This is a genomic window from Salmonella sp. K21076, from assembly GCF_039650795.1.
Lineage (GTDB): Bacteria > Pseudomonadota > Gammaproteobacteria > Enterobacterales > Enterobacteriaceae > Salmonella > Salmonella enterica.
Window position 1 is genome coordinate 14822 of the sequence record NZ_JBCLYA010000009.1, and the last position, 12989, is coordinate 27810.

14 protein-coding genes and 3 pseudogenes are annotated in these 12989 nt (G+C 53.5%); 8 read left to right on the forward strand and 9 right to left on the reverse strand.

Features of this window, described 5'->3' with window-relative positions:
• Positions 1 to 33: 33 nt before the first annotated feature.
• The 5 genes from cecR (at position 34) to AAYN39_RS04370 (ending at position 5777) form a co-directional block, all read left to right on the forward strand.
• Positions 34 to 708, forward strand: coding sequence for a transcriptional regulator CecR (gene cecR / locus AAYN39_RS04350; RefSeq protein WP_001025256.1), 675 nt, complete (start codon positions 34 to 36; stop codon positions 706 to 708).
• Positions 708 to 1703, forward strand: coding sequence for a secretion protein HlyD (gene hlyD / locus AAYN39_RS04355; RefSeq protein WP_000743445.1), 996 nt, complete (start codon positions 708 to 710; stop codon positions 1701 to 1703). Before cecR ends, hlyD begins: the two co-directional genes overlap by 1 nt.
• A complete protein-coding gene (locus AAYN39_RS04360; RefSeq protein WP_001287626.1) occupies positions 1696 to 3432 on the forward strand; it encodes an ATP-binding cassette domain-containing protein in 1737 nt (578 codons plus the stop codon). The genes hlyD and AAYN39_RS04360 overlap by 8 nt, the downstream gene beginning before the upstream one ends.
• Positions 3425 to 4555 (forward strand): ABC transporter permease, encoded by a 1131-nt coding sequence (locus AAYN39_RS04365; protein WP_000045765.1) that lies wholly within the window; start codon positions 3425 to 3427, stop codon positions 4553 to 4555. The genes AAYN39_RS04360 and AAYN39_RS04365 overlap by 8 nt, the downstream gene beginning before the upstream one ends.
• A gap of 115 nt (positions 4556 to 4670) precedes the next feature.
• Complete coding sequence (locus AAYN39_RS04370; RefSeq protein WP_000469048.1) at positions 4671 to 5777, forward strand: ABC transporter permease; 1107 nt, start codon at positions 4671 to 4673, stop codon at positions 5775 to 5777.
• On the opposite strand, the gene AAYN39_RS04375 is transcribed toward AAYN39_RS04370, so the two are convergent.
• Positions 5739 to 6149, reverse strand: coding sequence for a YbhQ family protein (locus AAYN39_RS04375; RefSeq protein ID WP_000871970.1), 411 nt, complete (start codon positions 6147 to 6149; stop codon positions 5739 to 5741). The genes AAYN39_RS04370 and AAYN39_RS04375 overlap by 39 nt on opposite strands.
• A gap of 132 nt (positions 6150 to 6281) precedes the next feature.
• Here AAYN39_RS04375 and AAYN39_RS04380 point away from each other — a divergent pair, with 132 nt between their 5' ends.
• From AAYN39_RS04380 to AAYN39_RS04390, 3 genes are read left to right on the forward strand one after another with little or no spacing between them, the layout of a single operon-like run.
• Positions 6282 to 7040, forward strand: coding sequence for an endonuclease/exonuclease/phosphatase family protein (locus tag AAYN39_RS04380; RefSeq protein WP_000192041.1), 759 nt, complete (start codon positions 6282 to 6284; stop codon positions 7038 to 7040).
• Positions 7037 to 8278, forward strand: a complete 1242-nt coding sequence (gene clsB / locus AAYN39_RS04385; protein ID WP_000649638.1) for a cardiolipin synthase ClsB — start codon at positions 7037 to 7039, stop codon at positions 8276 to 8278. Before AAYN39_RS04380 ends, clsB begins: the two co-directional genes overlap by 4 nt.
• Positions 8278 to 9240 (forward strand): YbhN family protein, encoded by a 963-nt coding sequence (locus AAYN39_RS04390; protein WP_001129824.1) that lies wholly within the window; start codon positions 8278 to 8280, stop codon positions 9238 to 9240. The genes clsB and AAYN39_RS04390 overlap by 1 nt, the downstream gene beginning before the upstream one ends.
• Before the next feature lie 2 nt (positions 9241 to 9242).
• Here AAYN39_RS04390 and AAYN39_RS04395 read toward each other — a convergent pair.
• The 8 genes and pseudogenes from AAYN39_RS04395 to moaB all read right to left on the reverse strand — a co-directional run.
• Positions 9243 to 9485: pseudogene (locus tag AAYN39_RS04395) on the reverse strand (hypothetical protein); the annotation flags it as partial.
• Positions 9484 to 9651: pseudogene (locus tag AAYN39_RS04400) on the reverse strand (hypothetical protein); the annotation flags it as partial. The pseudogenes AAYN39_RS04400 and AAYN39_RS04395, both read right to left, overlap by 2 nt.
• Positions 9652 to 9674: 23 nt before the next feature.
• Positions 9675 to 10382 (reverse strand): Bax inhibitor-1 family protein, encoded by a 708-nt coding sequence (locus AAYN39_RS04405; protein ID WP_000529046.1) that lies wholly within the window; start codon positions 10380 to 10382, stop codon positions 9675 to 9677.
• 146 nt (positions 10383 to 10528) lie between these two features.
• Positions 10529 to 11234 (reverse strand): annotated as a pseudogene (locus tag AAYN39_RS04410) (Bax inhibitor-1/YccA family protein).
• A 47-nt stretch (positions 11235 to 11281) separates the two neighbouring features.
• On the reverse strand, positions 11282 to 11734 hold the full coding sequence (moaE, locus tag AAYN39_RS04415; RefSeq protein WP_000545202.1) for a molybdopterin synthase catalytic subunit MoaE: 453 nt from the start codon (positions 11732 to 11734) through the stop codon (positions 11282 to 11284).
• Position 11735: 1 nt separating this feature from the next.
• The gene (gene moaD, locus AAYN39_RS04420; RefSeq protein ID WP_000598583.1) at positions 11736 to 11981 is read right to left on the reverse strand and encodes a molybdopterin synthase sulfur carrier subunit; all 246 of its coding nucleotides are present in this window, start codon (positions 11979 to 11981) and stop codon (positions 11736 to 11738) included.
• On the reverse strand, positions 11974 to 12459 hold the full coding sequence (gene moaC / locus AAYN39_RS04425; RefSeq protein WP_000080893.1) for a cyclic pyranopterin monophosphate synthase MoaC: 486 nt from the start codon (positions 12457 to 12459) through the stop codon (positions 11974 to 11976). Before moaC ends, moaD begins: the two co-directional genes overlap by 8 nt.
• Before the next feature lie 2 nt (positions 12460 to 12461).
• Complete coding sequence (gene moaB / locus AAYN39_RS04430) at positions 12462 to 12974, reverse strand: molybdenum cofactor biosynthesis protein B (RefSeq protein ID WP_000084604.1); 513 nt, start codon at positions 12972 to 12974, stop codon at positions 12462 to 12464.
• Between the last annotated feature and the right edge of the window lie 15 nt (positions 12975 to 12989).

Genomic DNA, 12989 nt, shown 5'->3' on the forward strand with positions numbered 1-12989 from the left:
AATCAATCGATTGATTAATAATTAGGGCGTGTGATGAATATTCCCACCACGACCACCAAGGGCGAGCAGGCGAAAAGTCAGCTCATTGCCGCCGCACTGGCGCAGTTTGGCGAGTATGGCCTCCATGCCACCACGCGCGATATCGCCGCGCTGGCGGGGCAAAATATTGCCGCTATTACTTACTATTTCGGCTCAAAAGAGGATTTATACCTCGCCTGCGCCCAGTGGATTGCTGATTTTCTTGGCGAAAAATTTCGCCCCCATGCTGAAAAAGCGGAACGTCTGTTTAGCCAGCCTGCCCCTGACCGAGACGCCATACGCGAGCTCATTCTGCTCGCCTGCAAGAACATGATTATGCTGCTGACGCAGGAAGACACCGTTAACCTGAGCAAATTTATTTCACGCGAGCAGCTCTCTCCCACATCGGCCTATCAATTGGTCCATGAACAGGTTATCGATCCGTTGCACACCTATCTGACAAGATTGGTTGCCGCTTATACCGGCTGCGACGCCAATGATACGCGCATGATTTTGCATACCCATGCCTTACTGGGCGAAGTACTAGCGTTTCGTCTCGGCAAAGAAACTATTCTGTTACGTACCGGCTGGCCGCAGTTTGATGAAGAAAAAGCGGAGCTGATTTACCAGACGGTAACCTGCCACATCGATCTTATTCTGCACGGTTTAACGCAAAGGAGTCTGGACTGATGAAAAAACCTGTCGTTATCGGACTGGTAATCGCAGCGATCGTCGCTGTGATTGCCGGTGGAACCTGGTGGTATCAAAGTCGGCAGGACGATGGGCTGACGCTATACGGTAATGTCGATATCCGTACCGTCAATATCAGCTTTCGCGTCGGCGGCAGGCTGGCGTCGCTGAATGTTGATGAAGGCGATACTATCAAAGCCGGACAGGTGCTCGGCGAACTGGATCACGCGCCATACGAAAACGCGCTGATGCAGGCGAAAGCTGGCGTGTCGGTCGCGCAGGCGCAATATGATTTGATGCTGGCAGGCTATCGCGATGAAGAGATAGCCCAGGCCGCCGCCGCCGTCAGACAGGCGCAAGCCGCCTATGACTACGCGCAAAACTTTTATAACCGTCAGCAAGGATTGTGGAAAAGCCGCACCATTTCCGCTAACGATCTGGAAAATGCCCGCTCATCGCGCGATCAGGCGCAGGCGACGCTGAAGTCCGCGCAGGATAAACTGAGCCAGTACCGTACCGGTAATCGTGAACAGGATATCGCCCAGGCGAAAGCCAGTCTGGAACAGGCAAAGGCCCAACTGGCGCAGGCGCAGCTTGATTTGCAGGACACCACGCTTATCGCGCCTGCCAACGGAACCTTGCTCACCCGCGCGGTCGAGCCTGGCAGTATGCTGAACGCCGGCAGCACGGTATTAACACTCTCGCTGACCCGCCCCGTCTGGGTGCGCGCCTATGTCGATGAACGCAACCTCAGTCAGACGCAACCGGGGCGCGATATTCTGCTGTATACCGATGGACGTCCTGACAAACCTTACCACGGCAAGATTGGTTTCGTTTCCCCCACCGCGGAATTTACGCCGAAAACCGTCGAAACGCCGGATCTGCGTACCGATCTCGTCTATCGCCTGCGCATTATCGTCACCGATGCGGACGATGCGTTACGCCAGGGGATGCCAGTCACGGTGAAATTTAATGACGAGGCACGGCATGAGTGAGGCCGTTATTACGCTGAACGGTCTGACGAAGCGCTTTGCGGGAATGGATAAACCCGCCGTCGCGCCGCTCGACTGTACCATTCATTCCGGTTATGTCACCGGGCTGGTAGGGCCGGACGGCGCAGGAAAAACCACGCTGATGCGTATGCTGGCGGGCCAGCTCAAAGCCGATGGCGGCAGCGCGTCCGTATTGGGCTTCGACCCGATACAAAACGACAGCGAGCTGCACGCGGTTCTGGGCTATATGCCGCAGAAATTCGGGCTGTATGAAGATCTTACCGTCATGGAGAACCTTAATCTCTATGCCGATTTGCGCAGCGTTACCGGCGAGATACGGGAAAAGACCTTTGCCCGTTTGTTGGAGTTTACCGCCCTCGGCCCTTTCACTGGCCGTCTGGCGGGAAAATTGTCCGGCGGGATGAAGCAAAAACTGGGGCTGGCCTGTACGCTGGTCGGCGAACCGAAAGTGCTGCTGTTGGATGAACCGGGCGTTGGCGTTGACCCGATTTCACGGCGCGAGTTGTGGCAAATGGTCCACGAACTGGCGGGCGACGGGATGCTGATTTTATGGAGCACCTCCTATCTGGATGAAGCCGAACAGTGTCGCGATGTGCTGCTGATGAATGAAGGCGAGCTGCTCTATCAGGGCGAACCTAAAGCGCTGACGCAAACGATGGCCGGTCGTAGCTTTCTGATGAGTAGTCCACAGGAAAACAACCGTAAGTTACTACAGAGAGCGCTCAGACTGCCGCAGGTGAGCGACGGCATGATTCAGGGGCGTTCGGTACGCCTGATCCTGAAAAAAGAGGCGACCGCAGCAGATATTCGTCAGGCCGAAGGGATGCCGGAAATCACCCTCAATGAGACCGCGCCGCGTTTCGAAGATGCGTTTATCGATCTGCTTGGCGGAGCGGGAACCTCGGAGTCTCCGCTGGGTTCAATCCTGCATACGGTTGAAGGCACTGCCGGCGAAACGGTGATTGAAGCGCAGGAACTGACGAAAAAATTTGGCGATTTCGCGGCCACGGACCATGTTAATTTCGTCGTACAACGCGGCGAGATTTTTGGCCTGCTCGGCCCGAACGGCGCGGGTAAATCAACCACCTTTAAAATGATGTGCGGCCTGCTGGTGCCGACGTCCGGCAAGGCGCTGGTGCTGGATATGGACCTGAAAGTCAGCTCCGGCAAAGCCCGTCAGCATCTGGGCTATATGGCGCAAAAATTTTCGCTTTACGGCAACCTGACGGTTGAGCAGAACCTGCGTTTTTTCTCCGGCGTCTACGGTTTGCGGGGCCGCGCGCAAAATGAAAAAATTCAGCGCATGAGTGAAGCATTTGGTCTGAAAAGCATCGCGTCGCATCCCACCGATGCGCTGCCGCTGGGTTTTAAACAGCGACTGGCGCTGGCCTGCTCGCTGATGCACGAACCGGATATTTTATTCCTTGATGAACCAACGTCCGGGGTTGATCCCCTCACCCGCCGTGAATTTTGGCTGCACATTAATAGCATGGTGGAAAAAGGGGTCACGGTAATGGTGACGACCCACTTTATGGATGAGGCGGAATATTGCGATCGCATCGGACTGGTTTATCGTGGGAAGCTTATCGCCAGCGGTACGCCGGACGATCTCAAAGCGCAGGCCGCCGATGAGCAACAGGCCGATCCGACGATGGAGCAGGCCTTTATCACTCTCATCAATGACTGGGATAAGGAGCATACGCATGAGTAAGTCTCTCTCCTGGCGCCGCGTGCGTGCGTTGTGCGTCAAAGAGACGCGCCAGATCGTGCGCGATCCCAGTAGCTGGCTGATTGCGGTGGTGATCCCGCTGCTGTTGCTGTTTATTTTTGGTTACGGCATTAACCTCGACTCCAGCAAGCTGCGGGTGGGGATTCTGCTTGAACAGCAAAGCCAGGAGGCGCTGGATTTCACTCATGCGATGACCGGTTCACCCTATATCGACGCGACCATTAGCGATAATCGTCATGAATTAATTGAAAAAATGCAGGCCGGACGCATTCGCGGACTGGTGGTGATTCCGGTGGATTTCGCGCAGCAAATGGCGCGCGACGGTGACAGCGCGCCGATTCAGGTGATTACCGACGGCAGCGAGCCAAATACCGCCAACTTCGTTCAGGGCTATGTTGAAGGCATCTGGCAAATCTGGCAACAGCAGCGCGCGGAAGATCGCGGCGACACCTTTGAACCGCTTATCGACGTCCAGACGCGCTACTGGTTTAACCCGGCGGCGATCAGTCAGCATTTTATCATTCCCGGGGCGGTGACCATTATCATGACGGTAATTGGCGCCATCCTCACCTCGCTGGTCGTTGCCCGCGAATGGGAACGCGGCACGATGGAGGCGCTGCTCTCAACCGAAGTGACGCGTGTTGAACTGCTGCTGTGTAAGCTTATTCCCTATTATTTTCTCGGTATGCTGGCGATGCTGCTCTGTATGCTGGTATCGGTGTTTATTCTCGGCGTGCCGTATCGCGGTTCGCTGGTAATTCTGTTTATCATCACCAGTCTGTTTTTACTGAGTACGCTGGGGATGGGGCTGTTGATTTCCACCATCACTCGCAACCAGTTTAACGCCGCGCAGGTGGCGCTGAACGCCGCGTTTTTGCCTTCGATTATGCTGTCCGGATTTATCTTCCAGATAGACAGTATGCCTGCGGTGATCCGCGCGGTGACCTATATTATTCCGGCGCGCTATTTTGTCAGCACCCTGCAAAGTCTGTTTCTGGCCGGCAATATTCCGGTCGTGTTAGGCGTTAACGTACTGTTTTTAATCGCCTCGGCGGTGATGTTTATTGGCCTGACGTGGCTAAAAACCAAACGACGGCTGGATTAAATATGTGTATGGATAATTGTCGTCGTAGGCCGGATAAGGCGCTCACGCCGCCATCCGGCATTATGCCTGATGCGCTTTGCTTATCAGGCCTACAAACTGGACTGAGAGGACGGGCATGTTTCATCGTTTATGGACGTTAATTCGCAAAGAACTGCAATCGCTTTTACGCGAACCGCAAACGCGCGCGATCCTGATTCTGCCGGTGCTGATTCAGGTCATCCTGTTTCCGTTCGCCGCGACGCTTGAAGTCACTAACGCGACTATCGCCATCTATAACGAAGATAACGGCAAACATTCGGTAGAACTTACCCAGCGTTTTGCCCGCGCGAAAGCGTTTACCCATGTGCTATTGCTGAACAGTCCGCAGGAGATCCAGCCGACTATCGATACGCAAAAAGCGCTGCTGCTGGTGCGCTTCCCGGCGGATTTCTCGCGGAATCTGGATACCTTCCAGCCTGCGCCGATGCAACTCATTCTTGATGGACGTAACTCCAACAGCGCGCAAATTGCCGCCAATTATCTGCAACAGATCGTCAAGGAGTATCAGCAGACATTGATGGACGGCAAGCCAAAGCCCAACAATAGCGAACTGGTGGTACGCAACTGGTATAACCCGAATCTGGACTACAAGTGGTTTGTGGTGCCCTCGCTGATCGCCATGATCACCACTATCGGCGTGATGATCGTCACTTCGCTGTCCGTCGCCCGCGAGCGTGAACAAGGCACTCTGGATCAGCTGCTGGTCTCTCCGCTCACCACCTGGCAGATTTTCGTCGGCAAAGCGGTGCCGGCGCTGATTGTCGCGACCTTCCAGGCCACGATCGTGCTGGCTATCGGCATTTGGGCATACCAAATTCCCTTCGCCGGTTCGTTAGCGCTGTTTTATTTCACGATGGTGATTTACGGGCTGTCGCTGGTAGGCTTTGGCTTGCTGATATCAGCACTTTGCGCCACGCAACAGCAGGCGTTTATCGGCGTCTTTGTCTTTATGATGCCGGCGATTTTGCTCTCGGGTTATGTCTCGCCGGTGGAAAATATGCCGGTCTGGCTGCAAAACCTGACGTGGATAAATCCTATCCGCCACTTTACTGATATTACTAAGCAAATTTATCTTAAGGACGCGAGTCTGGGGATTGTCTGGGGAAGTTTGTGGCCGCTACTGGTGATAGCGGCCACCACGGGTTCAGCGGCGTATGCGATGTTTAGACGCAAAGTGATGTAGCTTTTTATCTTTCGCCAGTAGCGAGACCACGGCGGGCCCGGCCAGGATAGCCAGCCCCGCCAGCGCCAGTAAAACATTGTTTTGCAATACGCGGGATAGCAGCCAGAGGACAATCAGCGCGGTGCCAAAGTACCAGGTGGTAGTCAGCTCTTCCAGCACATCCGCCACATCGCGCCAGCGCTGCTCATGATGGCGCTGCAACGCCAGCATCAATAGTACCGTCACGCCATAAAGCACGCATAATCCCAGGCCGACGCGCACTAATGTGCCGCTCATCCAGCCTATTACCAGCATCGCCACTACCAGTAAATGCAACATAATCTGCCAACAACCGAGGCCGGTTGCGACACGAACGCGTTGTTGCCACTTCATGGCTTTTCTCCTGAAGCATTTTTCTCTCATTATTCAGAGTACCGAACTTTACGGAAAATTCCGTAAGACCGCATCTTTTTGTGACGACGACTACACTATTTCAATCAGGATAGTGACGCGGACAGGAAGAAAATGACTCAACACACGCGAAATTTTTCATTCAAAGTGCTCACAATTAATACGCACAAAGGTTTTACCGCCTTTAATAAACGCTTCATCCTGCCGGAGCTGCGCGACGCCGTCAGAACGGTCGGCGCCGATATCGTCTGTCTGCAAGAAGTGATGGGCGCGCATGAAGTGCATCCGCTGCATATCGAAAACTGGCCGGACACTACCCACTATGAATTTTTGGCCGACACCATGTGGAGCGATTTCGCCTATGGCCGTAATGCGGTCTATCCGGAAGGCCATCACGGTAACGCGGTTCTTTCTCGCTATCCCATTGAACATTATGAAAATCGCGGCGTCTCGGTCGGCGGTAGCGAAAAACGCGGCGTGCTCTATTGCCGCATTACGCCGCCCATGCTCAACCGCCCTATCCACGTCATGTGCGTACATCTCGGCCTGCGGGAGAGCCACCGCCAGGCGCAGTTAACCATGCTGGCGGGATGGGTGAATGCCTTGCCGGAATCAGAACCGGTGCTGGTGGCCGGAGACTTTAATGACTGGCGGCAAAAGGCCGGCCCGCCGTTAAACGCGGCCGGGCTGGAGGAGATATTCACCCGTGCCCATGGCCGACCGGCGCGCACATTCCCGGTGAGTATGCCGCTGCTGCGACTCGATCGTATTTACGTCAAGAATGCGAACGCCAGTTCTCCTGGGGCGCTACCGTTGCGGAACTGGCGACATTTATCAGACCATGCCCCCCTTAGCGCGGAGATCCATCTATGAAATGCGGCTGGCGTGAAGGTAATCAAATTCAGCTACTGGAAAACGGCGACCAGTTCTATCCTGCCGTGTTTGAGGCTATCGCTCAGGCACAGCAAAAAATCATTCTGGAAACCTTTATCTTGTTTGAAGATGAGGTGGGTAAAAAACTCCATGCCGCTCTGCTAAAAGCTGCACAGCGCGGCGTAAAAGCCGAAGTATTACTCGACGGCTACGGCTCTCCCGATCTCAGCGACGCGTTTGTCGGCGAATTAACCTCGGCGGGCGTGATTTTTCGCTATTACGACCCCCGCCCGCGTCTACTGGGGTTGCGAACCAATATCTTCCGCCGAATGCACCGCAAAATTGTGGTGATTGATGATCGTATTGCCTTTGTCGGCGGCATTAACTACTCCGCCGAACATATGTCGGATTACGGCCCGCAGGCGAAACAAGACTACGCGGTACGGGTCGAAGGGCCTGTTGTGGCCGATATCCTGCAATTCGAAGTCGAGAATCTGCCGGGGCAAAGCCCCGCGCGCCGCTGGTGGAAGCGCCATCATCAGGCTGAAGAAAATCGCCACCCCGGCGAAGCGCAGGCGCTGTTTGTCTGGCGGGATAATGAAGAACACCGCGACGATATCGAACGTCATTATCTGAAAATGCTGACCCAGGCAAAGCGTGAAGTGATTATCGCTAACGCCTATTTTTTCCCCGGCTATCGCTTGCTCCACGCAATGCGTAAAGCCGCCCGCCGTGGCGTGAGCGTAAAACTGATTGTCCAGGGAGAACCAGACATGCCGATAGTCAAAGTCGGCGCGCGGTTGCTCTATAACTATCTGGTGAAGGGCGGCGTGCAGGTTTATGAATACCGACGCCGTCCGCTGCATGGCAAAGTGGCGCTGATGGACGATCACTGGGCCACGGTAGGGTCGAGTAATCTCGATCCGCTCAGCCTGTCGCTTAACCTTGAAGCTAACCTGATCATTCACGATCGTACTTTTAACCAGACCCTACGCGATAACTTACAAGGCATCATCGTGAATGATTGTAAGCAGGTCGATGAGTCTATGCTGCCGAAACGTACCTGGTGGAACCTGACCAAAAGCGTGCTGGCGTTCCACTTTTTACGCCATTTCCCGGCGCTGGTCGGCTGGCTACCTGCGCATACCCCGCATCTGGCGCAGGTTCCCCCGCCTGCTCAGCCGGAAATGGAAACCCAGGATCGCGTTGATCCAGAAAATTCAGGAGTGAAGCCCTAATGGCTAAATCGCATCCGCGCTGGCGGCTGGCTAAAAAAGTGCTGACCTGGCTGTTTTTTATTGCGGTCGTCGTTCTGCTGGTGGTTTATGCTAAAAAGGTCGACTGGGGTGATGTCTGGACCGTCATCCGCGACTATAACCGCACGGCGCTTTTAAGCGCTGTAGGACTGGTGATCGTTAGCTATCTTCTGTACGGCTGCTACGACCTGCTTGGACGGCTTTATTGCGGCCATAAGCTGGCGAAGCGACAGGTGATGTTGGTATCGTTTGTCTGCTATGCATTCAACCTGACGCTCAGCACCTGGGTCGGCGGGATCGGGATGCGTTACCGACTATACTCTCGCCTCGGATTGCCCGGCAGTACTATTACGCGCATTTTCTCACTCAGCATTACCACTAACTGGCTGGGCTATATTCTGCTTGGCGGCATCATTTTTACCTTCGGCGTTGTCCAGCTTCCCGACCACTGGTATATCGATGAAGGCACGCTACGTATTCTCGGTATCGTTTTATTGTTGATTATCGCGGTCTATCTGTGGTTTTGCGCCTTTGCGAAGCGGCGGCATATGACGATTAAAGGGCAGAAACTGGTGCTGCCGTCATGGAAATTCGCGCTGGCGCAGATGGCGATCTCCAGCGCGAACTGGATGGCGATGGGCGCCATCATCTGGCTGCTGATGGGTCAGGATGTGAACTATTTCTTTGTACTGGGCGTACTGCTGGTGAGCAGTATCGCGGGCGTCATCGTGCATATTCCGGCAGGCATCGGCGTGCTGGAGGCCGTATTCCTCGCGTTGCTGGCGGGCGAACATACGTCGCAAGGCACGATTATCGCCGCCCTGCTCGCGTACCGTGTGCTTTACTATTTTATTCCCCTGTTGCTGGCGCTGGTGTGCTATCTGATCCTGGAGAGCCGGGCGAAGAAGTTGCGGGCGAAAAACGAGCGGGCGATGGCGAAATGAATTTAAGCAGACGCGTTTTCGCTTTCCAGCACAACGCGTTTTATCCGGTAAAAATAAACATATGCTGAGAAAAAAGACGTATTCATCTGTAAGCGGGAAAAAAGCAGCAATGACCAGCTAAACAGCAGCAGGAGCACTTCGTTAAACTCACCCATGAATACTGATGACAGGGTACAGAACGTTGCCAACGTAACGGAAATAATGGCCAGCAATAGCACATACCGGTAAATAATGACCCCGCTCATGTTCCCATGACAATCCGGTAATGAAATGAGAAATCAGCGCTGGCGGGCATTTCTTATTAAAATCCTCACCGCCATTTTTAATGGCGCGAGTGACGTCTTTAGCTTCACAAAACGCTAACCAAAATTGTTTGCCACATAATTTACTCATTATACCCATCATCACCAACCTGAATAAAAAACCTGCAACACCTACGGCCTGAAAGATAATAGTATTTCCAGAATCATCAAAATGATATAACGACACAGCGTAACCACAGCATTAATAATGCCAAGGTAAAGCGTCAGCGCGCCAAATAAAGCGCAACGAGGCAGGGATGAAAACTCGCTGTGGTATAACATGCGGGCATAACCATGAAGTGTCGATTTTTCTAGTGCTGTAATCAATGTCCATACCAATACCGTCAGCACACTGACTATCCAGACCAGAGTGCTACTGGCCACCAGGCTATTGACAACTATCGCAGCGATGATCCCGCTTACCGCCATAAAAATTAACGGCCTGAATAGACCAGAACTGATATTCAGGTAGAAAATAAATAAGGCATTAAGACTAAACATGATTCCAACAATCACGAAAATGGTCGCGCCACCTGAGAAAAGGTAAGCTAATGACACGCCGGTAAGCGTAATGATGGCAATATATATCAACGTTGCGACAACAGTGCCAAAGCGGGAAAGACAGGTAACGGCCCCATACCCCAGGCCAAGCAAAAGTGCTGATATCCACAAAACAACAACAGGTTGAACGTGAGTTATCAAAAAATGACTATACAACGTTAACCATATAATACCGGCGGTACACCATAGTCCCAGCGCAGTATACCAATAGGTAAGGGATAACATTGTCGCGGGAATAAATGCTATTTGCCGTATACGTATTGCAGCCAGAGGTCCCACTTGTCATTTATCACTCTTCTTATTATCACCGTAATAAGAATGGCAAGCGCAGGAAAATATTTCTAAGATGTTTATGCTGTTTTGCCCTAAATATAGTCCTAAAAAAAATCCTGGCGCAGGGCCAGGATTTTAAGAGATCAATATGATTAGCGGCGATTGCCAAAAATACGCAGTAACATCAGGAACAAGTTGATAAAGTCCAGGTACAGCGTTAACGCGCCGAGAATCGAATACTTACGCAGATTAGCGCTATCGCGGGTATCTATTTGCTCGCCGATATTTTTCAGTTTCTGCGTGTCATAGGCGGTCAGACCGACAAACACCACCACCCCGATATAGGTTACCGCCCACATCAGCGCTTCACTCTTCAGCCAGAAATTGACCAGCGAGGCCAGAACGATACCAATAAGCGCCATAAACAGCATATTGCCGAAACCGCTAAGATCGCGTTTAGTGGTGTACCCATACAGGCTCATGGCGCCAAACATTCCCCCCGTCACCACAAACGTGCTGGCGATGGAGGAATAGGTGTAAACGATAAAAATACTGGATAACGTCAAATCCGGTTAGCGCCGAATAGAGCATAAACAGCGTCGTCGCCATTCCGGCGCTAAGTTTATGCACCAGTCCCGACAGAACAAACACCAGCGCAAGCTGAGCAATGATTAAGCCAAAGAAGGTGATCTTACTGGAAAAGACAAACATCATGACGGCTGGCGTATTAGCCGCATACCACGCGATAAACGCGGTCAGTAACAGTCCGACCGTCATCCAGCCATACACTTGCGCCATATAGGTCTGCAGGCCAGACCGCGCCTGCACTATTGAATCAGATCGTGGAAATCTGTCCATGATGAACTCCTGTGTGGAAATGATACCCTAAAGCGTATCACATTCTGCTACCAACGTTTCGCCAACTGCTGGTCGCTGTCGCGCGCTTCGACCCAGCGATCGCCTTCCGGCGTGGCTTCACGCTTCCAGAACGGCGCACGGGTTTTCAGATAATCCATAATGAACTGACCGGCGTCGAACGCGCTACTGCGGTGCGCGCTGGTGACGCCGACAAACACAATCTCATCGCCCGGCCATAATTCGCCAACGCGATGAATCACCGTGACCCGCCCCAGCGGCCAGCGGGAACGCGCCTTCGCGACGATCTCCGCCAGAGCTTTCTCAGTCATGCCGGGATAATGCTCCAGCGTCAGCGCCTTAACGCTATCGCCCAGGTTATGATTGCGCACTTTTCCGGTAAAGGTGACGACCGCGCCGTCTTCGTCGCGCGCCGCCAGCCAGGAATATTCCTCCCCGACGCTAAACGGCGCAGGGCCGACTACAATTCGCGTTTCGTGCATGTTAGCCCCCCGTGACTGGCGGGAAAAACGCCACTTCATCGCCCGCCGTCAGCGGATGGTCAAAACTTACCAGCGTCTGGTTGACCGCCGCCAACAGCTTGCCGTCTTCCAGCGCCAGCGCCCAACGATCGCTCTTTGTCGCCAGATGCTGTCGCAGCGACTCAACGGTGGAAAAATCTGCTGGAAGATCCAGCGCATCAGTTCCTGTAAGCTCGCGAACGTGGGCGAAGAAAAGCACTTTAATCATGCGCATCCACCTTAAAATCCCCCGATTTGCCGCCGCTTTTCGCCAGCAGACGCACCGGACCAATTACTATATCTTTTTGTACCGCTTTGCACATGTCGTAGATGGTTAACGCCGCGACGGACGCCGCGGTTAATGCTTCCATTTCGACGCCGGTTTTACCGGTCAGACGGCACAGAGACTCAATACGTACACGGTTATGCTCCGGCTCGGCCTGAAGCTGAATCTCCACTTTACTTAGCAGTAGCGGGTGGCACAGCGGGATCAGCTCCCAGGTGCGTTTAGCGGCCTGAATACCGGCAATACGGGCAGTCGCGAAAACATCGCCCTTGTGGTGTTTGCCATCAACAATCATCGCCAGCGTTTCACTACGCATGGTAACGAATGCTTCCGCCCGTGCTTCACGAACGGTTTCCGCTTTCGCGGAAACGTCCACCATGTGCGCTTCGCCTGCGGCGTTTATATGGGTTAATTGCGACATCGTTATTTCTTTAAATGAGGGTGAAAATTACATGGGCGTGTACGGGCATCCAGCTGCGGCGCAATGATATTCTCCCATGCGGTTCTGCACGCTTTTGTGGAGCCCGGCATGGCGAAAATCAAGGTGTTATTCGCCACGCCAGCTACCGCGCGCGACTGCAGAGTTGCGGTGCCGATCTCTTCAAACGAGAGCATGCGAAACACTTCGCCAAATCCTTCCACTTCACGATCGAACAGCGGCAACAGCGCTTCCGGCGCCTGATCGCCTTCGGTCAAACCGGTCCCGCCAGTTATCAATACGACCTGCACCTCATCACTGGCGATCCAGGCGGAAACCTGGGCGCGAATCGCGTAACGGTTCTCTTTAACGATGGCTTTCGCCACCACTTCATGCCCGGCCTCCTGCGCCGAATCACGCAGATAATGACCGGAGGTGTCGTCTTCTTCGCCGCGTCGGCTGGAAACAGTAAGAATAGCGATGCGGGTCGGGATAAATTCAGCGCTGACCTGACTCATCTGAAATCTCCTTAT